The sequence below is a fragment of the Streptomyces sp. NPDC086023 genome, assembly GCF_044540325.1.
Lineage (GTDB): Bacteria > Actinomycetota > Actinomycetes > Streptomycetales > Streptomycetaceae > Streptomyces.
In genome coordinates this window covers 505754-527072 of sequence record NZ_JBITRX010000001.1, presented here as the reverse complement: position 1 = coordinate 527072, position 21319 = coordinate 505754, and the positions used below count along the sequence as shown (strand labels likewise).

Genomic DNA, 21319 nt, shown 5'->3' with positions numbered 1-21319 from the left:
ACCCGGCCCGTTCTGACGATCCGTCCGCCCCTCGGGGTTCAGGAGGGGTGGCGGCTGGGTAAGGAGAAGGTGTCGCGTGAGTCAAGAGCCGGGCCCGACCTCCCCGCCAGGGGGCCGGGCCCGGTTCGCGTCCCGGGCCGTCCGGGGCCCGGGACGCGGACGAGTGCCCGGGCCGGGTGGTACGCCGGTCAGCGCGCCCCGTAGACCGGCTGCGGCGGCTCCGCCGCGGCCAGCAGCTTCGCCGCCGCCTCCCCCGCCTCGGCCGGGGTCCAGCGGGCGCCCTTGTCCGCGGTGGGGCCCGGCCGCCAGCCCTCCATCACGGTGATCCGGCCCGCCTCGGCCTCGAAGACCCGGCCGGTCACCCCCGCGGAGGCGGCCGAGCCCAGCCAGACCACCAGCGGCGAGACGTTCTCCGGCGCCATCGCGTCGAACTCCCCCTCCCCCGGAGCCGCCATGGTCGCGGCGAAGGTCTGCTCGGTCATCCGGGTCCTGGCGGCCGGGGCGATGGCGTTGACCTGGACGCCGTACCGGCCCATCTCGGCGGCGGACACCAGCGTGAGGCCGATGATCCCGGCCTTGGCCGCGCTGTAGTTGCCCTGGCCGACGGAGCCCAGCAGGCCGGCCCCCGAGCTGGTGTTGACCACCCGGGCGGCCGGCGCGCGGCCCGCCTTCGCCTCGGCCCGCCAGTGCGCGGCGGCGTGCCTGAGCGGGAGGAAGTGCCCCTTGAGGTGGACCCGCATCACCGCGTCCCAGTCGTCCTCGCCGAGGTTGACCAGCATCCGGTCGCGCAGGAAGCCCGCGTTGTTGACCAGCGTGTCCAGCCGCCCGAAGGACTCCAGGGCGGCCGCGACCAGGGAGGCCGCCCCGGCGTCGGTGGCGACGTCGCCGCCGTGCGCGACGGCCCGGCCGCCCGCGGCCTCGATCTCGGCCACCACCCGGGCGGCGGGACTCTCCGGGGCCGGCCGCCCGTCCAGGCCCACCCCGAGGTCGTTGACCACCACGCGGGCCCCCTCGGCGGCGAACGCGAGCGCGTGCGCGCGGCCCAGGCCCCGCCCGGCGCCCGTCACGATCACGACCCGGCCTTCACAGATCCCCATGTCACCGCTCCTTGTTGACGGTTGCCGCATCCAGAAACGCGGGGCGCTCGCCGCCCCCGTGCACCAGCAGGCTCGCCCCGCTGACGTAGGCCGCCCGGTCCGAGGCCAGGAAGACCGCAGCCTCGCCCACCTCGTACGGGTCGGCGAGCCGGCCGAGCGGCACGGTCGCGCCGACGGCGGCGACGCCCTGCTCGTCGCCGTAGTGCAGGTGGGCCAGTTCGGTCCGCACCATGCCCAGGACCAGGGAGTTCACCCGCACCTCGGGGGCCCATTCCACGGCCATCGAGCGGGCCAGGTTCTCCAGGCCCGCCTTGGCGGCGCCGTAGGCCGCCGTGCCCGGCGAGGGGCGGGTGCCGCTGACGCTGCCGATCATCACGACGGAGCCGCGGGCCGCGCGCAGGTGCTCGTACGCCGCGAGGGAGGCGGTGAGCGGGGCCGTCAGGTTGAGTTCGAGCACCCGGGCGTGCCGGGCCGCGCCGCCCTCGGCCAGTGGCCGGTGGGGGGTGCCGCCGGCGTTGTTGACCAGGCAGTCCAGGCGGCCGTGGCGGCGTACCACCTCGGCGAAGAACGCGTCGGCGGCGGCCGGGTCGCGCAGGTCCAGGGGGACGTACTCGGCCTTCCCGGCATCGGTTTCGACCGGCCGGTCGGGCGGTCTGCGGGCGCAGACCACGACCTTCGCGCCCGCGTCGAGGAAGGCGCGGGCGATGCCCGCGCCGACGCCCCGGGTTCCGCCGGTGACGACGGTGACCCTCCCGTCGAGCTCCATAGGCTGCTACCTTCCACGCCTAACAAATGTTTGGTGGAAAGGTAGCTGATCCGCTCATGGGTGTCTCCACCTCCCGCCCCGACAAGGGCATCGCCGTCGTCACCGTCGACTTCCCGCCCGTCAACGCGCTGCCCGTCCGCGGCTGGTTCGACCTGGCCGACGCGGTACGGGCCGCCGGGCGCGACCCCGAGGTCCGCTGCGTGGTCCTGGCCGCCGAGGGCCGCGGCTTCAACGCCGGGGTCGACATCAAGGAGATGCAGCGCGACACCGGACACCAGGCCCTGATCGGCGCCAACCGGGGCTGCTACGAGGCCTTCGCGGCGGTCTACGAGTGCGAGGTCCCGGTCGTGGCCGAGGTGGCCGGCTTCTGCCTCGGCGGCGGCATCGGCCTGGCCGGCAACGCCGACGCCATCGTGGCGAGCGAGGACGCCACCTTCGGCCTGCCCGAGCTGGACCGCGGCGCGCTCGGCGCCGCCACGCACCTGGCCCGGCTGGTCCCCCAGCACCTGATGCGCGCGCTGTACTACACCTCCCGCACGGCCACCGCGGCCGAGCTGCACGCCCACGGCTCGGTCTGGCGGGTGGTGCCGCGGACGGAGCTGCGGCCGGCGTCGCTGGAGCTGGCCGGGGAGATCGCCCGCAAGGACGGATCCCTGATCCGCCTGGCGAAGGCGGCCATCAACGGGATCGACCCGGTGGACGTGCGGCGCAGCTACCGCTTCGAACAGGGCTTCACCTTCGAGGCCAACCTCAGCGGGGTGGCCGACCGGGTCCGGAACACCTTCGGCAGCGAGGAGAGCTCGTGAGCGACAAGACCATGACCCCGGACGAGGTCGCGGGGCGGCTGAGCAGCGGGATGACGGTCGGGATCGGCGGCTGGGGCTCGCGGCGCAAGCCGATGGCCCTGGTCAGGGCCCTGCTGCGGACCTCCGTCACCGACCTCACGGTGATCTCGTACGGCGGCCCGGACGTCGGGCTGCTGGCCGCGGCCGGGCGGATCCGCCGGCTGGTCGCGCCCTTCGCGACCCTCGACTCGATCCCCCTGGAGCCGCACTTCCGCGCCGCCCGCGAGTCCGGGGCGGTCGAGATGACGGAACTGGACGAGGCCATGTTCATGTGGGGGCTGCACGCGGCCGCCAACCGGCTGCCCTTCCTGCCGGTCCGGGCCGGCCTCGGCTCGGGGGTGATGGAGGTCAACCCGGGCCTGCGGACCGTGGTCTCCCCGTACGAGGACGGCGAGGAGTTCGTCGCCGTGCCCGCGCTGCGGATGGACGCGGCGCTGGTGCACCTCAACCGGGCCGACCGGCTGGGCAACGGCCAGTACCTGGGCCCCGACCCCTACTTCGACGACCTGTTCTGCGAGGCCGCCGACGACGCGTACGTCTCCTGCGAGCAGCTGGTGGAGACGGCCGGGCTCACCAAGGAGGCGCCGCCGCAGTCGCTGCTGGTCGGCCGGCACAGCGTCACCGGCGTCGTGGAGACCCCGAACGGCGCCCACTTCACCTCCTGCGCCCCCGACTACGGGCGCGACGAGGCCTTCCAGAAGCTGTACGCGACCACGCCCTGGCCGGAGTTCGCCGGGCGCTTCCTGTCCGGCGACGGCGAGGACGACTACCAGCGGGCCGTGGCGGCCTGGCGCGAGGAGCGGTGATGACGGCGACGACCGTGACCAGGGCCGAGTACTGCGTGATCGCCTGCGCGGAGGCCTGGCGCGACAACGGCGAGGTGCTGGCCAGCCCGATGGGCCTGATCCCCTCCCTCGGGGCGAAGCTGGCCCGCCGCACCTTCTCCCCCGACCTGCTGCTGACCGACGGCGAGGCGATGCTGGTCCGCGACGACGGGACGGTCGAGGGCTGGCTGCCGTACCGGCGCCACCTCAGCATGGTCACCGGCGGCCGGCGGCACGTGATGATGGGCGCCTCGCAGATCGACCGGTACGGCAACCAGAACATCTCCTGCATCGGCGACTGGGCCCGGCCCGCACGGCAGCTGCTCGGCGTCCGCGGAGCACCGGTGAACACGCTGAACAACCCGGTCAGCTACTGGGTTCCGAAGCACTCGCCGCGGGTGTTCGTGGAGCGCGTCGACATGGTCTCGGGCGTCGGGTACGACCGGGCCGCGGCGGCCGGCCCCTCGGCGACGCGCTTCCACCGCATCCCGCGGGTGGTGACCAACCTCGGCGTGTTCGACTTCGCGACCCCGGACCGGTCCATGCGGCTGGCCGCCCTGCACCCCGGGGTGGAGGTCGCCGAGGTCGAGGCAGCGACCGGGTTCGCCCTCGCGGTGCCGGAGGAGGTGCCGTACACGCGGGAGCCCACGGCGGCCGAACTCCACCTGATCCGCGAGGAGCTGGACCCGCGCGGCGCCCGCGAGCGGGAGGTGCCCGCCTGATGGAGACGGCACTGACCAAGCTCGTCGGGGTGCGGCACCCGGTCGTGCAGACCGGGATGGGCTGGGTGGCCGGCCCCCGGCTGGTGTCCGCGGCGGCGAACGCCGGGGCACTGGGCATCCTGGCCTCCGCGACGATGACACCGGACCAGCTGCGGTCGGCGGTGCGGGAGGTGAAGTCCCGTACGGAGGAGCCCTTCGGGGTCAACCTGCGGGCGGACGCCGGGGACGCCGCCGAGCGGGCCGAGCTGATCATCTCCGAGGGCGTGAAGGTCGCCTCCTTCGCGCTCGCGCCGTCCCGGGAGCTGATCCTGCGGCTGAAGGACGCGGGGGTCGTCGTCATTCCGTCGGTCGGGGCGCGCCGGCACGCCGAGAAGGTCGCGGCCTGGGGTGCCGACGCGGTGATCGTGCAGGGCGGCGAGGGCGGCGGGCACACCGGGGAGGTGGCGACGAGCGTGCTCCTGCCGCAGGTCGTGGACGCGGTGGAGATCCCGGTGGTCGCGGCGGGCGGCTTCCACGACGGCCGGGGGCTGGTGGCGGCCCTGGCGTACGGGGCGGCGGGCATCGCGATGGGCACCCGGTTCCTGCTGACCTCGGACTCGACCGTGCCGGACGCGGTCAAGGCCCGCTACCTGGCGGCGGCCGTGAAGGACGTGACCGTCACCACCGCGGTCGACGGGCTGCCGCACCGGATGCTCCGCACCGAGCTGGTCGAGTCGCTGGAGCGGGCGGGCCGCGCCCGGCGGCTGGCCCGGGCGGTGCGGCACGCGGCCGGGTTTCGGCGGATCTCCGGGCTGACCTGGTCGCGGATGGTGCGCGACGGGCTGGCGATGAAACACGGCAAGGACCTGTCCTGGAGCCAGGTCCTGCTCGCCGCGAACACCCCGATGCTCCTCAAGGCGTCCATGGTCGAGGGCCGTACGGACCTCGGAGTCATGGCATCAGGCCAGGTCGCGGGTGTGATCGAGGATCTGCCTTCGTGCGCGGAGCTCGTCAGCCGGGTCATGGCCGAGGCACAGCAGGTGATGGACCAGCTGCCAAGGAGTGACACATGAGCCGTGTTCGAAGAATCCGCCTGGTGACGACCGGAGTGCTGCTCTCCGCGCTCGCCATCGGGCCGCTCCCCGTGTCGGCGGCCGCCGCGCCGGGGCCGGCCGCCCAGCCGCGCCCCCGGGTGTGGGCCGACGAACCGATCCGGCAGATACCCCTCCAGGGCGCGGTGAACGTCCGCGACCTGGGCGGGTACTGGACGTACACCGGTGGCAGGGTGCGCCAGGGACTGGTGTACCGGGCCGATGCCCTGAGCAGACTGACCCCGGCGGACACGACCACCGTCGCGGGGCTGGGCCTGACCAGGGCCGTGGACTTCCGCATCCCGCTGGAGGTCCAGTACGACGGCGCCGACCGGCTGCCGCCCGGGCTCGCGGTGACCTCGCGCCCGGTGAGCGACCTCGGTCTGTTCGGGACGCTCATCGGCGTGATCGGCAGCGGCGACCCCGTGAAGCAGGAGCAGATCCTCGGCGGCGGGCGGGCCGAGGCGTACATGCGCGACATCTACCGCACGTTCGTCACGAACCCCGAGAACCGGGCGCAGTTCGCGACGACGCTGCGGGAGATCGCCGACGACGCGCGGGGGCCGCTGCTGTACCACTGCACGTCCGGGAAGGACCGGACGGGCTGGATGAGCTACGTGCTGCTGCGGGCGCTGGGGGTGCCGGAGTCCTCGGCCGCACGGGACTACCTGGCGTCGAACACCTTCCGCGCCGCGTACGACGCGAAGGTGCGGGAGGGCCTGAAGCTGTCGGGCCGGATGCAGAACCCGGACCTGCTGATCCCGCTGCAGGAGGTGCGGCAGGACTACCTCGACGCGGCGACGGCGCAGCTGGCCGCCGACTACGGTGACTTCTACGGCTACCTCACGAGGGGGCTGGGGCTGGACCTGCGGACGCTGGCGAAGCTCCAGAACAAGATGGTCCGCTGACCGCGGGCAGGGGTGCGGGATGCCGGTGCCGGGGCGACCGCCCCGGCACCGGCATCCGCCGCTTCGTGCGGCGGGCGGGTCAGGCGCCGCCGCGGCGCCGGCCCTGGGTGCCGATCCGGCTGCGGGCGGAGGCGGCGGCAGCGCCGCCGGAGGTGCTCGCGGTGCGGCTGGCCCCGGAGGCGCTCGCCGTACGGCCGGCGCCGGAGGCGGTGGAGCGGGTGGCGCCGCCGCCCTGGCGGGCGGGGGCCTGGCCGCTGCCGCCCGAGCCGCCGCGGCGGTTACGGGTGCCGGCGGCCGGGGCGGAGGTCTTGGCCTCGCCCGCCGCGGCGGAGCCGTTCCGGGCGCGGCGGGGGCGGGAGGCGCCGGTGGCAGCGGTGGCCTGGTCGGCGGACCGGGCGGGCCCGCGCGAGCGGCGGGACTTCTTCGGGGCGGCCGGCGCCTGCGGGGCCGGGACCTCGACGGTGACCGGGACGCCGGAGGGCTCGCGGGCGCCGGTCAGCTCGGCCAGCGCCGCGTCGGACGACTTGATCTGCGCCGTCTTCGGGGAGATGCCGGCGTCGGACATCAGCCGGGACACGTCCCGCTTCTGGTCCGGCAGGACGAGCGTGACCACACTGCCGGACTCGCCGGCGCGGGCGGTGCGGCCGCCGCGGTGCAGGTAGTCCTTGTGGTCGGTCGGCGGGTCGACGTTCACGACCAGGTCGAGGTCGTCGATGTGGATGCCGCGGGCGGCCACGTTGGTGGCGACGAGCGCGGTGATCTGCCCGTTCTTGAACCAGTCCAGGGTGCGGTTGCGCTGGGGCTGGGAGCGGCCGCCGTGCAGGCCGGAGGCGCGTACGCCGCTGGCGAGGAGGCGCTTGACCAGCCGGTCCACGGAGCGCTTGGTGTCCAGGAACATGATCACGCGGCCGTCGCGGGCCGCGATGCGGGTGGTGACGGCCTTCTTGTCGGTCTCGTCCATGACGTGGAGCACGTGGTGCTCCATGGTCACGACCGCGCCCGCGGAGGGGTCGACGGAGTGCGTGACCGGGTCCACCAGGAACTGCCGGACCAGCTTGTCGACGTTCTTGTCGAGGGTCGCGGAGAACAGCATCCGCTGGCCGCCCTCCTCGACCTGCCTGAGCAGGGCGGTGACCTGGGGCAGGAAGCCCATGTCGGTCATCTGGTCGGCCTCGTCCAGCACCGTGATCGACACCTGCGCCAGGGTGCAGTCGCCCCGGTCGATGAGGTCCTTCAGGCGGCCCGGGGTGGCGACGAGCACCTCGGCGCCGCGCGCGAGGGCGCTCGCCTGCCGGTTGATCGACATGCCGCCGACGACGGTGGCGATCCGCAGGCTCAGGGAGGTGGCGTACGGGGAGAGGGCGTCGGTGACCTGCTGCGCGAGCTCGCGGGTCGGTACGAGGACCAGCGCGAGCGGCGCCCTGGCGGCGGCGCGGCGGCCGGCCGTACGGGCCAGCAGGGCCAGTCCGAAGGCGAGGGTCTTGCCGGAGCCGGTGCGGCCCCGGCCGAGCAGGTCGCGGCCCGCGAGGGAGTTCGGGAGGGTGGCGGCCTGGATGGGGAACGGCTCGGTGACGCCCTGTGCGGCCAGCGTCTTCAGGAGCGCGGCCGGCATGTCCAGGTCAGCGAAGGACGCGACCGGCGGCAGGGCCGGGGTCAGCGTCTCGGGCATGGTGAAGTCCTGCGGGCGGGCGGCGGGCCGGCGGCCCTTGTCCTGACCCTTCTTCGCGTCCGGCTTCTTCGGCGCGGCCGGGCCGTTCTTCGACGACGACGCGGGGCGCCGGCGGGCGGGACGGCGGGCGGAACGTTCGGAGCTGGAGCTGGTCATGCGGGGGAAGGCCTCCTGAGCCTGGATGTACAGCACAAGCCGGGGCCCGCACCTGGCGGTGCGGGCCCCGGCTCTCGCTCAAAGAACGCGCGGTGGGCGCGTCACTGAGATCAGGCGGGGACGATGTTCTCCGCCTGCGGGCCCTTCTGGCCCTGCGTGACGTCGAAGTTCACGCGCTGGCCCTCCTGGAGCTCACGGAAGCCCTGGGTGGCGATGTTCGAGTAGTGGGCGAAGACGTCGGGGCCGCCGCCGTCCTGCTCGATGAAGCCGAAGCCCTTTTCCGAGTTGAACCACTTGACGGTGCCGGAAGCCATAATGCTCTCCTGATAGGTGACGGGGACCCATCCGGAGTTGCCGGAAAAACAATAAAGCGCCTGCGGATCATTTCCCGTCAGGCGCACATAAAGTTCATGGGTACCACAACTGCAACACCTCTACGGTAACACACGCCGGCCGGGGCGCGCTGCCGAGCGCAGATGTCGGCCGTCCGGGGCGGGTCCGGCCCGCAGCGTGCCGCCCGCCCGGTGCGGCGGCCGCGCCCTCCGGCCGCGGCCGCCGCACCACGGTCAGAGGCGTTCGACGATGGTGACGTTGGCCTGGCCGCCGCCCTCGCACATGGTCTGCAGGCCGTAGCGGCCGCCGGTGCGCTCCAGCTCGTGCAGCAGGGTGGTCATCAGCTTCACGCCGGTGGCGCCGAGCGGGTGGCCCAGCGCGATCGCGCCGCCGTTGACGTTGACCTTCTCCGGGTCGGCGCCGGTCTCCTTCAGCCAGGCCAGCACCACCGGTGCGAAGGCCTCGTTGATCTCCACCAGGTCCATGTCGCCGATGGACATGCCGGTCTTCTTCAGCGCGTGGGCGGTGGCGGGTATGGGCGCGGACAGCATCCGGATGGGGTCCTCGCCGCGCACCGAGAGGTGGTGGATCCGGGCCCGGGGCGTCAGGCCGTGCCCGGCGACGGCCCGCTCGGAGGCGATGAGCATCGCCGCGGCGCCGTCGGAGACCTGGGAGGAGCAGGCCGCCGTGATGGTGCCGCCCTCCAGCACCGGCCGGAGTCCGGCCATCTTCTCCAGGGTGGTGTCGCGGCGGGGGCCCTCGTCCGTGGTCACCTCGCCGTACGGGACCACCTCGCGCTCGAAGCGGCCCTCGTCGATCGCGCGCACCGCCCGCCGGTGCGAGCGGAGGGCGAACTCCTCCATGTCCTGGCGGGAGATGCCCCACTTCTCCGCGATCAGCTGGGCGCCGTGGAACTGGTTGACGGGCGCGTCGCCGTACCGGGCCCGCCAGCCCGCGCTGCCCAGGTACGGGCCCTCGGTGAGCCCGAGCGGGTCGGCCGCCTGCCGGGAGGCGAACGCGATGGGGATCATCGACATGTTCTGGGTGCCGCCGGCGACGACCAGGTCCTGGGTGCCGGACAGGACTCCCTGTGCGGCGAAGTGCACGGCCTGCTGCGAGGAGCCGCACTGCCGGTCGATGGTCACGCCCGGCACCTCCTCGGGGAGCCCGGCGGCCAGCCAGGCGGTCCGCGCGATGTCCCCGGCCTGCGGCCCCACGGTGTCCAGGCAGCCGAAGACCACGTCCTCGACGGCGGCCGGGTCCACTCCGGAGCGCTCCACCAGGGCCCGCAGCACGTGCGCGCCGAGGTCGGCCGGGTGCACGCCGGCCAGCCCTCCCCTGCGGCGGCCGACGGGGGTGCGGACCGCTTCGACGATGTAGGCCTCGGGCATGGCGGGTGCTCCTTCTCGGATGTGCGCGGGACGGCTTACGTGCGTACGGCGATCCCGTCCAGCACCATCGACAGGTACTGGCGGGCGATCTCCTCGGGGCTGTGCTGTCCGCCGGGCCGGTACCAGGAGGCGGCGACCCAGACGGTGTCGCGGACGAACCGGTAGGTGAGCCGGATGTCGAGGTCGGCGCGGAACACCCGGGCGGCCACTCCGCGCTCCAGCGTCCCGAGCCAGGCCTTCTCGAACTTGACCTGGGACTCCGTGAGGTAGCCGAAGCGGGGCTGGACGGCGAGGTGACGGGATTCCTTCTGGTAGATCGCGACGGCGGCGCGGTGCCGGTCGATCTCGCGGAAGGACTCGGTGACGAGGGCCTCGATGGTCTCGCGGGGGCCGAGCCCGGCGGCGAGCACGGCGTCGTAGCCCTCCCAGAGCTCGGTCAGGAAGACGGAGAGGATCTCGTCCAGCATCGATTCCTTGGAATCGAAGTGGTAGTAGAGGCTGCCGGCGAGCATGCCGGCCTCGTCCGCGATCTTCCGCACGGTGGTGGCGTTGTAGCCCTGCGCGGCGAACACCTCGGCGGCGATGGCGAGGAGTTCGGCCCGGCGCTCGGGCGAGGGCGTCATCTGGGACTTCTTCGTGGGCACGCCACCATTCTGGCCCCGGTGGCCGGCGCGCCCGACGCCGCGGGCCCGGGCCGGTCCGCAGGCACGGCCCGGGCCGTCCCGCCGCGCGCCCGGCCCGATCCGGAAGCCACGGGCTAGGCCCGCTGGCTGCTGACGGAGACGGTCTCGCCGGTCATGTACGACGAGTAGCCGCTGGCCAGGAAGACGATCACGTTGGCGACCTCCCACGGTTCGGCGTACCGGCCGAAGGCCTCGCGGGCGGTGAGTTCCGCCAGCAGCTCCGGGGTGGTGACCTTCGCCAGGTGCGGGTGCATGGCCAGGCTGGGGGCCACGGCGTTGACGCGTACGCCGAACTCCGCGGCCTCCAGGGCGGCGCAGCGGGTCAGGGCCATCACGCCGGCCTTGGCGGCGGCGTAGTGGGCCTGGCCGGTCTGCGCGCGCCAGCCCACCACGGAGGCGTTGTTGACGATCACTCCGCCACGGCCGGCGGCCCGGAAGGCGCGCAGGGCGGCGCGGGTGCAGCGGAAGGTGCCGTTCAGGGTGACGTCGAGGACCCGGGACCACTGCTCGTCGGTCATGTCGACCAGGTCGGCGGTGCCGCCGAGACCGGCGTTGTTCACGACGAGGTCGAGGCCGCCGTGGCACTCCCCGGCGTACGAGAACAGGGCCTGCACCTGGATCTCGTCGGTGACGTCGCAGGCCAGGGCGGCGACCCGGTCGGGCCCGAACTCGTCGGCGAGGGCGGCCGCGGACTCCTTGAGGCGGCGTGCGTGCGCGTCGCTGACGACGACGGCGGCGCCCTCTTCCAGGAAGCGGCGCGCGGTGGCCCCGCCGATGCCGGCTCCGGCGGCGGCGGTGATGACGGCGGTCCGGCCGTCGAGGAGGCCGTGGCCCCGTACGTACTCGACGCTGCTCATGGCGGTACGTTAACCTGCCAAACGCTTGTTAGGGAAGCATCCCCGGGGGGCCTCCCCGGAGGCGTCCGCGCGGCGGTCCGCGCCGCGGTCACGGCAGGGGAAGGGGAGCCGCTGATGGACCTCGCGCACACGGCCGCGGAGGAGGCCTTCCGGGCCGAGGCCCGCGCCTGGCTGGCCGGCCACGTCCCGGACCGGCCGCTGCCCTCGCTGGAGACCGCGGAGGGCTTCGCCGCGCACCGGGAGTGGGAGGCGGAGCTGGCGGCCGGCCGCTGGTCGGTGGTGTCCTGGCCGGAGGAGTTCGGCGGCCGAGGCGTGGACATCGTCCACTGGCTGCTCTTCGAGGAGGAGTACTACGCGGCGGGGGCGCCCGGCCGGGTCTCGCAGAACGGCATCAACCTCCTGGCCCCCACCCTCTTCGACCACGGCACTCCCGAGCAGCGGGCCCGCATCCTGCCGCCCATGGCCACCGGCGAGGTGATCTGGGCACAGGCGTGGTCCGAGCCGGAGGCCGGCTCGGACCTGGCGGCGCTGCGGTCCCGGGCGGTGCGCACCGAGGGCGGCTGGCTGCTGTACGGGCAGAAGACCTGGTCCTCGCGGGCCGCCTTCGCGGACCGCGCCTTCGGCATCTTCCGCACCGACCCGGACGCGCCCCGGCCCCACCAGGGCCTGACCTATCTGATGTTCGGCCTGTCGGACCCGGGGGTCACGGTGCGGCCGATCGGGCGGCTGGACGGCAAGCCGGCCTTCGCGGAGCTGTTCCTCGACGGGGTGTTCGTGCCGGACGGGGACGTGATCGGCGAGCCGGGGCAGGGCTGGCGGATCGCGATGTCGGCCACGGGCAACGAGCGCGGGCTGACACTGCGTTCGCCGGGCCGGTTCCTCGCCGCGGCGGACCGGCTGGCCGAGCGGTGGCGGGCCTCGGCGGACCCCGCCGACACGGCGCTGCGCGACCGGGTGGCGGACGCCGTCGTGGGGGCCCGCGCCTACCAGCTGTTCACCTGGGCCAACGCCTCGCGGTTCGCCGCCGGTTCGGCCCTCGGGGCGGAGTCGAGCCTGAACAAGGTCTTCTGGTCCGAGTACGACATCGCCCTGCACGAGACGGCGCTGGACCTGCTGGGCGCGGACGGGGAGCTGGCCGGCACCGAGTGGGCCGAGGGGTACGTGTTCTCGCTCGCGGGACCGGTGTACGCGGGCACGAACGAGATCCAGCGCGACATCATCGCCGAGCGGCTGCTCGGCCTCCCGAAGGGCCGCCGCTGATGCGTTTCCTGCCGACCGAGGAGCAGTCCGACTTCGCGCGTTCGCTGGGCACGATGCTGGCGGGGGCGGACGTGCCGGCCGCGGCCCGCGCCTGGGCGGCCGGGGAGCGCGGGCCGGGGCGGGCGCTGTGGGCCCGGCTCGCGGAGCTGGGCGTGTTCGCGCTGGCCGTGCCGGAGGCGTACGAGGGCCTGGGCCCGCTCCCGGTGGAGCTGGCCGTGGCCTTCGTGGAGCTGGGGCGGTACGGGGTGCCGGGTCCGGTGGTGGAGACGGCGGCGGCCGGGGTGCTGCTGGGCGGCGCCGGCGGGGGTGCGGCGAAGCGGTGGCTGCCGGGGGTGGCGGCGGGCGATTGCGTGGTGACGCTGGCCGGGCCCGGTTCGCCGTACGCCCTGGACGCGGAGGCGGCGGACCTGGTGCTGGTGGCCGGGGCCGGCGGCGGGCTGCGGGCGGCGCCGGGGCACGGGCCGGTGCGGGTGTCGGCGGATCCGGTGCGCAGGCTCGCGGAGCCCTCGGCGGGGGGCGAGGAGCTGGGTACCGCGGACGGGCCGGTGTGGCTCTGGCCCGCCCTGCTGACCGGTGCGCAGGCGCTGGGCGTGGGTGAGGCGCTGCTGGCCCGCACGGTGGAGTACGTGAAGCAGCGCAGCCAGTTCGGGGCGCCGGTGGGCGGCTTCCAGGCGGTCAAGCACCGGCTGGCCGACACGCTGCTGGCCCTGGAGTTCGCCCGGCCGCTGGTGTTCGGGGCGGCCGTGACGCTGTCCCCCCGGGATGTCGCGGGCGCGAAGCTGGCGGCGGGCGAGGCGGCGTACCGGGCCGCCCGCACCGCCCTCCAGCTGCACGGCGCCGTGGGGTACACCGACGAGCTCGACCTCTCGCTCTGGCTGCGCAAGGCGCGCCCCCTGCGCGACGCGTGGGGCGGGCCCGGGGAGTGCCGGGCGCGGGTGCTGGCGTAGGGCGGGGCGCCGGGGAGGAGGGGGTGCCCGGCGTCCGGCTTCTGCGGCTCAGGCCTCCCGGGGCGGTTCGTCGTCGTTGCCGCGGCGGAGTACGTGGCGGCCGGTGCCCGGGCGCCAGGTGGTGATCACCAGTTCGTCGGCGTCGGCGTCCACCGCGATGTGCACCACCTCCGTGAGGTCCGCCCGGAACAGGTGGAACGGGTGCGGCTCGCCGGTCTCCTCCGCGTACCGGTGCAGCTCGGGCGGGTCGGTGATCTCGACGGCGCGGCCGGAGATGCGTACGTCGCCGTCCGGCATCGTGTCGTCCGGGCCCGGGTTGCTGTGCAGCGCGAACCGGGGGTCGCGCCGCAGGTCCAGGGCCTTGCGGGAGCCCGGCATCATGCCCAGCCACAGCTCGCCGCCCCGGATCTCGACGTTCAGCCCGGTCACCCGCGGGGAGCCGTCCGCGCGCAGGGTGGCGAGCACGTGGTGCGGGTACTGCGCGTAGCGGGCCCGCACGGCCGCCGCGAACACGGGTTCTTCCTTCTCGAACACTGCCCAGTTGTTCGTCATGGCCCCATGTAACCGTGCGGCACCGACAAGGGCCGTCAGCCGCGGACGATCCCCGCGCGTCGCGCGGCCGCGAGCCAGGCGGGGAACTCGCCGACCAGGCGGTCGTAGAGCTGCCCGTCCGGCACGGTCCGCGGGTCGGGGCCGGCGTGGAAGTACCCGGCGTTGTCCACGCACCGCTTCGCCGGCACGGGCAGCTCGTCGAGCCGGCGCAGGAAGTCGAACTGGCTGCTGCGGGTGTTGCCGAAGCCGATGAACTGCCAGAAGAGCGGCAGCCGGGCGGCCTTGCACAGGTACCGCTCGGCGGCGAGCTTGTTGATCGGCCCGCCGTCCGTCTGGAAGACCACCAGGGCCGGCTGGGCCGTGCCGCTGTCGAGGTAGTGGTCGATCACGGCGTCCATGGCCAGGTGGTAGCTGGTCTTCCCCATGTGTCCGAGCCCGGCGACGATCCGGTCCACCCGGCCCGCGTGGTCGCCGAGGCCGATCTCCTCGACCGCGTCGACGTCCGTGGAGAAGAACACCACCGGCACCCGGCCGTCGTCGTCGAGGTGCGCGGACAGCCCCAGCACCCGGTCGGCGAGGGCCTGCACGCTGCCGTCGGCGTAGTACGGGCGCATCGAGCCGGAGTAGTCCAGGACGAGGTAGACGGCCGCGCGCTGCCCGGCGAGCCCGTGCTTGCGCAGCGAGACCCCGGAGCTCTCGTAGAGGGGCACCAGGGCCGGTGCGGTCTCCGCCACCTTGCGCAGGCTGATCGCGCTGCCTTCGCCGTTGTCCGCCATGTTCCCAGTCTACGGACAACGCGATATGACTATTCGTCATATCGGATGAGGGGTGGAGGGTGCGTGGACACACTGGAGGGCAAGGTGGTCGTCATCACCGGCGCGGCCCGCGGCCAGGGCGCCGCCGAGGCCGCCCGCTGCGCGGCGGCGGGCGCCCGGGTGGTCCTCACCGACCTGCGGGAGGACGAGGGCGGGGCGGTGGCCGCCGGACTGGGCGGCGGGCGGGGGCTGTTCGTACGCCACGACGTCACCTCGGCCGAGGGCTGGTCGGAGGTCGTCGGCCGGGCGCTGAGGGCGTACGGGCGGATCGACGCCCTGGTGAACAATGCGGCCCTGTGGCGCACCGCGCACGTCGAGCGCGAGACCCGGGAGAACTTCGAGGAGCTGCTGCGGGTCAACCTGATCGGGCCGTTCCTGGGCATCCAGGCCGTGCTGCCCGCGCTGCGGGAGGCGGGCGGCGGCTCGATCGTGAACATCTCCTCCACGGCCGGACTCACCGGGATCCCCGGCCACGCGGCCTACGGCTCCACCAAGTTCGCCCTGCGCGGGCTGACCCGCTCCAGCGCCCTGGACCTCGCCCCGTACGGGATCCGGGTCAACTCCGTACACCCGGGGGCCATCGACACCCCGATGGTGGCGGCGGTGGCGGGGAAGGACTGGTCACACGTGCCGCTCGGCCGGATGGGCCACCCAACCGAGGTCGCGGACCTGGTGCTGTTCCTGGTCTCGGACGCCTCGTCGTACGTCACCGGCGCCGAGTTCACGGTGGACGGCGGCCAGACGGCGGGCTAGGGCCTGTCGCGGGTTCGCCCGGGTGATCGAGGGGTCACCCCTGGGGGTGGAACCCCGGGGGCCAGTGGGCGCAGGGCGGCCCGGCGGGGGGCCGGCGGTGGCGGGCGCCGCAGAAAGCTGTGGGGTCCCGAGGAACCGACAGACGGAGTGGTCGCGGATGTCCCTGACTTCCCCCTGGCGCCGGGCCGGCCGCGGCGGCGTGGTGAGTGCCGCGGCCCTGGCGCTCGTACTCTCCCTGCCCGGCGTGGCGGCGGCCGCGCCCGGCGACCTCGACCCGGCCTTCGACGGCGACGGCAAGGTCGTCACGGACCTGGGCGGCTACTCCGGCGTCGACGGCATGGCCGTCCAGCCCGACGGGAAGATCGTCACGGTCGGCTACGCCTGGACGTCCGAGACGTCCGGCGACTTCACCGTGGTGCGCCACAACCCCAACGGCAGCCTGGACACCACCTTCGGCGGCGGCGACGGCATCGCCTCCACCGACTTCGACCAGGCCAACGAGGAGGCCCGGGCGCTGGCGCTGCTGCCCGACGGGAAGATCGTCGTGGCCGGTGGGACCACCGACTGGGGCGGCAACGGCGCCTGGGCGGTGGCCCGCTTCAACGCCGACGGCAGCCTGGACGCCACCTTCGACGGCGACGGCAGGGCGACCCTGGAGATCAACGTCGACGCGATCGAGTCCGCGATGGCGGTGGCGGTGCAGCCCGACGGGAAGATCGTCCTCGGTGGCGAGAGCTTCGGGGAGTGGCCGCTGGCGCGGCTGACCTCCGGCGGCGCCCCGGACCCGACGTTCAGCGGTGACGGGATCCTCCTCACCGACTTCGGAGGCGGCTGCTGCCAAGGGGTCACCGACCTGGTCCTCCAGCCGGACGGGCGGATCGTCGCCGGCGGGTACAGCACCAACGGCTTCACGCTGGCCCGGTACACCGACGCCGGTGCCCTGGACCCGACCTTCGACGGCGACGGCCGCGTGACCACCGGCTTCGGCTCCGGGCCCCTCGGGGTGGCGCTCCAGCCCGACGGGAAAATCGTGATGGCCGGCCGGGACGGCAGCTCCTTCGGACTGGCGAGGGTGACCCCCGGCGGCGCCCTCGACGCGGCGTTCGACGGCGACGGACGGGTGACCACCTCCTTCGGTCCCGCGGACGGCGTGGCCTACGACGTGGCACTGCAGTCCGACGGCCGGATCGTCGCGGCCGGCCAGTACGGCGGCGACTTCGCCCTGGCCCGGTACAACACGGACGGCGCCCTCGACCCCGGCTTCCACGCCGACGGCCGGGTGACCACCGACTTCGGCGGCCCGGACGACCAGGCCCACGAAGTGCTCGTCCAGCCCGACGGGAAGATCCTCGCGGGCGGCCTCTCGGGCGAGGCGTACAGCTACTCGTCCCACATGGGCCTGGCCCGGTACCTGGGCGGCGGGGGCGTCGTGACCCCGCCCGGCGTGGACGTGTCGGTGACCAAGACCGGTACGCCCGCCACCGTCAGCATCGGCGACACGGCCACGTACACCGTCGCCGTGCGGAACAACAGCGCGTCGGCCTCGGCGAACGGCGTCCAGCTGACCGACACCCTGACCGGGACGGCCACCATCCTGTCGGTCACGACCACCCGCGGCACCTGCACAACCGCCCCGGGCCGCGTCACCTGCCCGGTCGGCACGCTGACCGCCGCCGGCACCCCCGGCGCCACCGCCGTCGTGACGATCACCGTCGAGCCCTCGCGGACCGGCACCCTGACCGACACCGCCACGGTCACCGCCACCGAGAGCGACCCCAGCACCTCCAACAACACCGCGACCGCCACCACCACGGTGAACAACAGCCGCGGCTGCACCATCATCGGCACCAGCGGCAACGACACCCTCAACGGCGGCTACTACGCCGACGTGATCTGCGGGCTCAGCGGCAACGACACGATCCGCGCGAGCCACGGCAACGACACCGCGTACGGCGGCCCCGGCAACGACAACATCGACGGCGGCTTCGGCGACGACACCCTCAACGGCGGGACCGGCGGCGACGTCCTGACCGGCTACTACGGCAACGACCGCCTCACCACCACCGACGGCGTCGCCGGCAACGACACCGCCAACGGCGGCCCGGGCACCGACACCTGCACCACCGACACGGGCGACACCCGCATCGGCTGCCCGTAAGGCCCGCGCCTAGGAGCCTCCCCCGGCGCGGGTACGGGCGGCGACGGCGACCGCGACGGTGGTCACGTACGGCTCGTCCAGCTCCCCGCCGGGGAACCGCCCGGCCAGGTGCGCGCGCTCCGCGGCGAGGAACTCCGCGCCGCCGGCCTCATCGAGCAGGATGAAGGCGGAGTGGGTGGCCAGCTTCGCCAGGTGGAAGTCGACAGTCACCCGGCGCGACCAGCGCAGGACGCGGGTGGTCCAGCCGAGGCCGGGGGGCGGCGTGCAGTCGGAGATGAAGTACCCGGCGCCGAACCGATCCTCGATGCGGCGCCCCTGCTCGGCCACCCACGGCACGTCCGGGTCCGGGTCGTTCCAGCACAGCACGAGGGCGCCCCCGGGGCGCAGCACCCGCAGCGCGGAGGGGACGGCGCGCGCCGGGTCGGTCCAGTGCCAGGACTGGCCGTACGTCAGCAGGTCGAGCGAGGCGTCGGCGAACGGCAGCGCGTTGCCGTCGCCCCGGAGCACCGGGACACCGGGCAGCTCCCGGCGGAACTGCCCGGCCATCCCGGCGCCGGGCTCCACCCCGACGACGAGGGCGCCGCGCTCGTACAGCTGCCGGGTGAGGATGCCCGTACCGGCGCCCACGTCCGCGGCCCGCGCACCGCGCAGCCGGAGGCCGGCGGCCTCCTCGACCGTCCCGAACAGCTCCGGCGGGTACGCGGGCCGATGCGCGGCGTACGCGGCGGCGGCCCGGCTGAAGGCGAGTGCCCGCTCGCGGGCGGGGATCCCGGGGGTCATGCGTCCGAGTGTGCCGGGGCGGGCCGTCCGGCGGAAACAGGGCCGGGGCGGGTCGCGGGAGTACGGGAACGGCTGCCGCGACGGGGGTGACCTGGCTGGGATCCGAGCCGCCCGCGGCGCGGGGAGCGGTGCCGCCGCCGCGTCCGTGGCCGACCACCCCGCGGCCCGAGCCGCCCGCCACCGCGTCAGGAGTCGGCGGGCCGTTCCGCCGGGACCGGCCGGAGCGAGGGCCAGCGCACGGTGACGGCGGCGTGCAGGGCAGCGCAGTGGGCCCGGAACTCCCACAGGTCCGACCGCCCTTCGGCCAGTTCGACGACCACCGCCAGCCGGTGGGCCAGCCGCTGCCGGGCACTCGCGGTCCCCCAGGTCCAGTCCCTGTTCCGCAGCCGGGCCAGGTGGTCGGGGCCGTCCCGCCGGGCCCGCTCGACCAGCGCGTCACCGCGTATCAGCCAGCCGGCGCACGCGTCGGTGAGGTCGCCGTCCAGCGGGGTGATCCGCCGGTACGCCGCCTCGGCGCGGGCCACCAGGTCCGGCGCCGGGGCGGTCACGCACCAGCAGGTGGGGAAGCCGATCCGCAGGTACGCGAGTTCCACGGCGCCGCTGCCGAGGCAGGCCTGCTCGAAGTCGACGAACCGCACCCCGTCCGCGGTGTGCAGGTCGTTGCCCGGACAGGGGTCGCCGTGCAGCAGGGCCCCGGCCGGCGCCTCGGCCAGCCGCCGCACCAGCCGCGTCAGCTCCTCCCGCACCCCGGGACCGGCCGGTACGCCGAGCCGCCCGCCCAGCCGCAGGAAGGCCTCCACGTCCCGCTCGCCCGGCCCCTCCCAGCGCGGCAGGGAGCCGGCGTCCGACGGACGGGCGCTGGCGTGCAGCCGGGCCAGGGCCTCCGCGTACCCGACGATCCAGTCCGGCGCGGGCGGGCGGTGCTCCAGGAACTCCAGGACGAGGACCCGTTCGGCCGGGTCGGTGCCGAGTACGGCGGGCCCGACGCCGCGGCGCGCGGCGATCTCCAGGGCGGTCAGCTCGCGGCGGTACCGGCCCTCGGGGTCGGCCCCGCCGGCGGCCTGCTTGACGATCGCGGTGCGCCCGCCGATCTCGGCCCGCCACACGCGGGACCGGGGGCTGCTGTCGATCCGCCGTGCCGCGCGGGCCTCGCCGAGCTCCGCCCGCAGCTGTTCGCCGTACGGCATCCTCACAAGGCGCACCGAACGGCCTCCGCGATGAGGTGAAAGGGGGCGGGGCGGCCGGATTCGAACCGGCGTCCTCGTCCATGCTGTGTACGCGCACTACCTCTGTGCTACGACCCCGCCTTGATCGCGATGCTATGCGAACGGCCCTGCAACACCAAACGATTTGCCGACCGGCCGGCGGGCGGTTGTCGGACCCCCTCGCTACGTTGGCGGCATGAGAGCCTCCGGAACGTTCAAGGTCGTCAGCTTCGTCCCGACGGACACCACGCCGGAACCGGCGGTCGAAACCGCCCTGTCCGTCGGGGTGTCGAGGATGGAGAAGCACTTCGAGGGCGAGGTCGAGGGGCGGTCGGCCACGCTGTTCACCGCCGCGTACGACCACGCGTCCGGCACCGGCACGTACGTCGCGCTGGAGTCCTTTGAGGGCGAACTCCGGGGCCGCGCGGGCACGTTCAACTTCGCCCACTCGGCCACCACCCGCGGCGGCGGCCGCGAGGCGGAGTTCTTCACGATCGTCCCCGGCAGCGGCACGGCCGCCCTGACGGGCATCACCGGAGGCGGCGGCATGACGGTCGAGGCAGACGGCACCCACCGCGTGTGGTTCGACTACGAGCTGTCCTGACCCGCCGGCCCCCGTCTCATCCGGCCGGACGCCCCGGCCAGACCGCGAAAGCCACCCAAGCCGTCTTGCCGACAGGTTCGTCGAGCACCCCGAACTCTTCGGCCACCTCCCTCACCAGCCACAAACCGCGCCCCGCCGGGGCGTCGGGCGACGCGCACTGGATGACCGGCAGCCCGGGTCCACTGTCGCGCACTTCGATGAGCAGGCGTGCCCGCTCACGTACGAGGCGCACGTTGAAGTCCCGACCCGGCGGAGCGCCGTGCAGGACGGCGTTCGCAGCGAGTTCGGACGCGCAGAGCCGCATCTCGTCCCAGCGCTCGCGCACCCCCCCATCCGGCAAGCGTGTCTCCGACGAACTGACGAGCCGCGCAGACGGATACGCGGGCTCGCGGGAAGGGTGGCCGGAGATGTGGCCGCAGCGCTCGCCATCTCGGCCGGCAGCAGCGCCATGCTCCGGCGACAACTGATCAGCGTCGACGGCGAACCCGCGGAACTGGTGAATTCCTACTACCCCATGGAAGTCGCCGACGGCACGCCGCTCGCCGAGGCCCGGAGGATTCGCGGCGGCACCCCCACCCTGCTCACCGAGCTCGGTCACCCGCCGCGGCTCAGCGTGGACCGCGTCTCGGCACGGATCGCCACCCAGGAGCAGTACACGGCGCTCCGCCTGTCCGGCGACCTGCCGGTCCTGCGCACGCTCCGGACCGTCTACGACGCCGACGACCGCCCCGTCGAGGTCACGGTGATGGTCAAGGCCGGCCACCTGTACGAGCTCCAGTACGCGTTCGTGCCCGAGTGAGGCCGGGAACGCCACGGCGCCCGCGAGTCCGGTCGGGGACGGGCGGGCGCCGTGTCGGTGTGCCGTACCTCGTCGTACGGACCGTATGAGGGGTCGCCCCGGGGGGGCGGGTACTGCGGGTCCTG

At 74.4% G+C, this 21319-nt stretch carries 22 protein-coding genes, 1 tRNA gene and 1 pseudogene; 11 read left to right on the top strand and 13 right to left on the bottom strand.

Annotation, left to right across the window (positions count from 1 at the left end; genetic code table 11):
* Window positions 1–188: 188 nt before the first annotated feature.
* Entirely contained in the window at window positions 189–1097 is a 909-nt protein-coding gene (locus tag ACIF6F_RS02385) for an SDR family oxidoreductase (protein ID WP_399940006.1), read from the bottom strand.
* Between the two features lies 1 nt (window position 1098).
* Window positions 1099–1863, bottom strand: coding sequence for an SDR family oxidoreductase (locus ACIF6F_RS02380; protein WP_399940004.1), 765 nt, complete (start codon window positions 1861–1863; stop codon window positions 1099–1101).
* A gap of 56 nt (window positions 1864–1919) precedes the next feature.
* Here ACIF6F_RS02380 and ACIF6F_RS02375 point away from each other — a divergent pair, with 56 nt between their 5' ends.
* Genes ACIF6F_RS02375 through ACIF6F_RS02355 form a run of 5 tightly spaced genes read left to right on the top strand, consistent with a single transcriptional unit; the run spans window position 1920 to window position 6232 of the window.
* On the top strand, window positions 1920–2669 hold the full coding sequence (locus tag ACIF6F_RS02375) for an enoyl-CoA hydratase family protein (protein ID WP_399940001.1): 750 nt from the start codon (window positions 1920–1922) through the stop codon (window positions 2667–2669).
* A complete protein-coding gene (locus ACIF6F_RS02370) occupies window positions 2666–3514 on the top strand; it encodes a CoA transferase subunit A (protein WP_399939998.1) in 849 nt (282 codons plus the stop codon). The genes ACIF6F_RS02375 and ACIF6F_RS02370 overlap by 4 nt, the downstream gene beginning before the upstream one ends.
* The gene (locus tag ACIF6F_RS02365; RefSeq protein WP_399939997.1) at window positions 3514–4254 is read left to right on the top strand and encodes a CoA-transferase subunit beta; all 741 of its coding nucleotides are present in this window, start codon (window positions 3514–3516) and stop codon (window positions 4252–4254) included. Before ACIF6F_RS02370 ends, ACIF6F_RS02365 begins: the two co-directional genes overlap by 1 nt.
* Window positions 4254–5306, top strand: a complete 1053-nt coding sequence (locus ACIF6F_RS02360) for an NAD(P)H-dependent flavin oxidoreductase (RefSeq protein ID WP_399939994.1) — start codon at window positions 4254–4256, stop codon at window positions 5304–5306. Before ACIF6F_RS02365 ends, ACIF6F_RS02360 begins: the two co-directional genes overlap by 1 nt.
* Entirely contained in the window at window positions 5303–6232 is a 930-nt protein-coding gene (locus ACIF6F_RS02355; RefSeq protein ID WP_399939991.1) for a tyrosine-protein phosphatase, read from the top strand. Before ACIF6F_RS02360 ends, ACIF6F_RS02355 begins: the two co-directional genes overlap by 4 nt.
* Window positions 6233–6311: 79 nt before the next feature.
* On the opposite strand, the gene ACIF6F_RS02350 is transcribed toward ACIF6F_RS02355, so the two are convergent.
* The 5 genes from ACIF6F_RS02350 to ACIF6F_RS02330 all read right to left on the bottom strand — a co-directional run bounded on the left by ACIF6F_RS02350 (window position 6312) and on the right by ACIF6F_RS02330 (window position 11321).
* Window positions 6312–8057: a DEAD/DEAH box helicase gene (locus ACIF6F_RS02350; RefSeq protein ID WP_399939989.1), complete on the bottom strand. Its 1746-nt coding sequence runs from the start codon at window positions 8055–8057 to the stop codon at window positions 6312–6314.
* 110 nt (window positions 8058–8167) lie between these two features.
* Window positions 8168–8371 (bottom strand): cold-shock protein, encoded by a 204-nt coding sequence (locus ACIF6F_RS02345; RefSeq protein ID WP_399939986.1) that lies wholly within the window; start codon window positions 8369–8371, stop codon window positions 8168–8170.
* A gap of 252 nt (window positions 8372–8623) precedes the next feature.
* Window positions 8624–9781, bottom strand: coding sequence for an acetyl-CoA C-acetyltransferase (locus tag ACIF6F_RS02340; protein ID WP_399939983.1), 1158 nt, complete (start codon window positions 9779–9781; stop codon window positions 8624–8626).
* 35 nt (window positions 9782–9816) lie between these two features.
* On the bottom strand, window positions 9817–10404 hold the full coding sequence (locus tag ACIF6F_RS02335) for a TetR/AcrR family transcriptional regulator (protein ID WP_399940548.1): 588 nt from the start codon (window positions 10402–10404) through the stop codon (window positions 9817–9819).
* A 134-nt stretch (window positions 10405–10538) separates the two neighbouring features.
* Window positions 10539–11321, bottom strand: coding sequence for an SDR family oxidoreductase (locus ACIF6F_RS02330; protein WP_399939981.1), 783 nt, complete (start codon window positions 11319–11321; stop codon window positions 10539–10541).
* A 114-nt stretch (window positions 11322–11435) separates the two neighbouring features.
* On the opposite strand from ACIF6F_RS02330, the gene ACIF6F_RS02325 reads away from it, so the two are divergent.
* Together ACIF6F_RS02325 and ACIF6F_RS02320 are read left to right on the top strand one after the other, a co-directional pair.
* Complete coding sequence (locus ACIF6F_RS02325; protein ID WP_399939978.1) at window positions 11436–12581, top strand: acyl-CoA dehydrogenase family protein; 1146 nt, start codon at window positions 11436–11438, stop codon at window positions 12579–12581.
* Window positions 12581–13528, top strand: coding sequence for an acyl-CoA dehydrogenase family protein (locus tag ACIF6F_RS02320; RefSeq protein ID WP_399939975.1), 948 nt, complete (start codon window positions 12581–12583; stop codon window positions 13526–13528). Before ACIF6F_RS02325 ends, ACIF6F_RS02320 begins: the two co-directional genes overlap by 1 nt.
* A gap of 48 nt (window positions 13529–13576) precedes the next feature.
* Here ACIF6F_RS02320 and ACIF6F_RS02315 read toward each other — a convergent pair whose 3' ends face one another.
* Together ACIF6F_RS02315 and ACIF6F_RS02310 are read right to left on the bottom strand one after the other, a co-directional pair.
* Window positions 13577–14080 carry a pyridoxamine 5'-phosphate oxidase family protein gene (locus tag ACIF6F_RS02315; RefSeq protein ID WP_399939972.1) on the bottom strand — a complete coding sequence of 168 codons (504 nt, stop codon included), beginning with the start codon at window positions 14078–14080 and terminating at the stop codon, window positions 13577–13579.
* A 35-nt stretch (window positions 14081–14115) separates the two neighbouring features.
* Window positions 14116–14856 carry a vWA domain-containing protein gene (locus ACIF6F_RS02310; RefSeq protein WP_399939969.1) on the bottom strand — a complete coding sequence of 247 codons (741 nt, stop codon included), beginning with the start codon at window positions 14854–14856 and terminating at the stop codon, window positions 14116–14118.
* A gap of 45 nt (window positions 14857–14901) precedes the next feature.
* On the opposite strand from ACIF6F_RS02310, the gene ACIF6F_RS02305 reads away from it, so the two are divergent.
* Complete coding sequence (locus ACIF6F_RS02305; protein WP_399939967.1) at window positions 14902–15648, top strand: glucose 1-dehydrogenase; 747 nt, start codon at window positions 14902–14904, stop codon at window positions 15646–15648.
* A gap of 157 nt (window positions 15649–15805) precedes the next feature.
* Window positions 15806–17806: a calcium-binding protein gene (locus tag ACIF6F_RS02300; protein WP_399939964.1), complete on the top strand. Its 2001-nt coding sequence runs from the start codon at window positions 15806–15808 to the stop codon at window positions 17804–17806.
* 9 nt (window positions 17807–17815) lie between these two features.
* Here the strand turns inward: ACIF6F_RS02300 and ACIF6F_RS02295 are convergent, their stop codons facing one another.
* From ACIF6F_RS02295 to ACIF6F_RS02285, 3 genes are all read right to left on the bottom strand, one after another.
* Window positions 17816–18586, bottom strand: a complete 771-nt coding sequence (locus tag ACIF6F_RS02295) for a class I SAM-dependent methyltransferase (protein WP_399939961.1) — start codon at window positions 18584–18586, stop codon at window positions 17816–17818.
* A gap of 185 nt (window positions 18587–18771) precedes the next feature.
* On the bottom strand, window positions 18772–19773 hold the full coding sequence (locus tag ACIF6F_RS02290; protein WP_399940545.1) for a phosphotransferase: 1002 nt from the start codon (window positions 19771–19773) through the stop codon (window positions 18772–18774).
* A gap of 44 nt (window positions 19774–19817) precedes the next feature.
* Window positions 19818–19892 (bottom strand) — tRNA-Ala (locus tag ACIF6F_RS02285).
* A 95-nt stretch (window positions 19893–19987) separates the two neighbouring features.
* On the opposite strand from ACIF6F_RS02285, the gene ACIF6F_RS02280 reads away from it, so the two are divergent.
* Window positions 19988–20395, top strand: coding sequence for a DUF3224 domain-containing protein (locus ACIF6F_RS02280; RefSeq protein ID WP_399939959.1), 408 nt, complete (start codon window positions 19988–19990; stop codon window positions 20393–20395).
* Window positions 20396–20411: 16 nt separating this feature from the next.
* Here the strand turns inward: ACIF6F_RS02280 and ACIF6F_RS02275 are convergent, their stop codons facing one another.
* On the bottom strand, window positions 20412–20720 hold the full coding sequence (locus ACIF6F_RS02275) for an ATP-binding protein (protein WP_399939957.1): 309 nt from the start codon (window positions 20718–20720) through the stop codon (window positions 20412–20414).
* Window positions 20721–20801: 81 nt separating this feature from the next.
* Here ACIF6F_RS02275 and ACIF6F_RS02270 point away from each other — a divergent pair.
* Window positions 20802–21194 (top strand): annotated as a pseudogene (locus ACIF6F_RS02270) (UTRA domain-containing protein); the annotation flags it as partial.
* Between the last annotated feature and the right edge of the window lie 125 nt (window positions 21195–21319).

What these genes read in the sequence shown, in the direction of transcription:
- ACIF6F_RS02385 (WP_399940006.1), bottom strand. Translation starts at nt 1,097, where the DNA reads ATGGGGATCTGTGAAGGCCGGGTCGTGATCGTGACGGGCGCCGGGCGG.
- ACIF6F_RS02380 (WP_399940004.1), bottom strand. Translation starts at nt 1,863, where the DNA reads ATGGAGCTCGACGGGAGGGTCACCGTCGTCACCGGCGGAACCCGGGGC.
- ACIF6F_RS02375 (WP_399940001.1), top strand. Translation starts at nt 1,920, where the DNA reads ATGGGTGTCTCCACCTCCCGCCCCGACAAGGGCATCGCCGTCGTCACC.
- ACIF6F_RS02365 (WP_399939997.1), top strand. Translation starts at nt 3,514, where the DNA reads ATGACGGCGACGACCGTGACCAGGGCCGAGTACTGCGTGATCGCCTGC.
- ACIF6F_RS02360 (WP_399939994.1), top strand. Translation starts at nt 4,254, where the DNA reads ATGGAGACGGCACTGACCAAGCTCGTCGGGGTGCGGCACCCGGTCGTG.
- ACIF6F_RS02355 (WP_399939991.1), top strand. Translation starts at nt 5,303, where the DNA reads ATGAGCCGTGTTCGAAGAATCCGCCTGGTGACGACCGGAGTGCTGCTC.
- ACIF6F_RS02350 (WP_399939989.1), bottom strand. Translation starts at nt 8,057, where the DNA reads ATGACCAGCTCCAGCTCCGAACGTTCCGCCCGCCGTCCCGCCCGCCGG.
- ACIF6F_RS02345 (WP_399939986.1), bottom strand. Translation starts at nt 8,371, where the DNA reads ATGGCTTCCGGCACCGTCAAGTGGTTCAACTCGGAAAAGGGCTTCGGC.
- ACIF6F_RS02340 (WP_399939983.1), bottom strand. Translation starts at nt 9,781, where the DNA reads ATGCCCGAGGCCTACATCGTCGAAGCGGTCCGCACCCCCGTCGGCCGC.
- ACIF6F_RS02335 (WP_399940548.1), bottom strand. Translation starts at nt 10,404, where the DNA reads ATGACGCCCTCGCCCGAGCGCCGGGCCGAACTCCTCGCCATCGCCGCC.
- ACIF6F_RS02330 (WP_399939981.1), bottom strand. Translation starts at nt 11,321, where the DNA reads ATGAGCAGCGTCGAGTACGTACGGGGCCACGGCCTCCTCGACGGCCGG.
- ACIF6F_RS02325 (WP_399939978.1), top strand. Translation starts at nt 11,436, where the DNA reads ATGGACCTCGCGCACACGGCCGCGGAGGAGGCCTTCCGGGCCGAGGCC.
- ACIF6F_RS02320 (WP_399939975.1), top strand. Translation starts at nt 12,581, where the DNA reads ATGCGTTTCCTGCCGACCGAGGAGCAGTCCGACTTCGCGCGTTCGCTG.
- ACIF6F_RS02315 (WP_399939972.1), bottom strand. Translation starts at nt 14,080, where the DNA reads ATGACGAACAACTGGGCAGTGTTCGAGAAGGAAGAACCCGTGTTCGCG.
- ACIF6F_RS02310 (WP_399939969.1), bottom strand. Translation starts at nt 14,856, where the DNA reads ATGGCGGACAACGGCGAAGGCAGCGCGATCAGCCTGCGCAAGGTGGCG.
- ACIF6F_RS02305 (WP_399939967.1), top strand. Translation starts at nt 14,902, where the DNA reads ATGAGGGGTGGAGGGTGCGTGGACACACTGGAGGGCAAGGTGGTCGTC.
- ACIF6F_RS02300 (WP_399939964.1), top strand. Translation starts at nt 15,806, where the DNA reads ATGTCCCTGACTTCCCCCTGGCGCCGGGCCGGCCGCGGCGGCGTGGTG.
- ACIF6F_RS02295 (WP_399939961.1), bottom strand. Translation starts at nt 18,586, where the DNA reads ATGACCCCCGGGATCCCCGCCCGCGAGCGGGCACTCGCCTTCAGCCGG.
- ACIF6F_RS02290 (WP_399940545.1), bottom strand. Translation starts at nt 19,773, where the DNA reads ATGCCGTACGGCGAACAGCTGCGGGCGGAGCTCGGCGAGGCCCGCGCG.
- ACIF6F_RS02280 (WP_399939959.1), top strand. Translation starts at nt 19,988, where the DNA reads ATGAGAGCCTCCGGAACGTTCAAGGTCGTCAGCTTCGTCCCGACGGAC.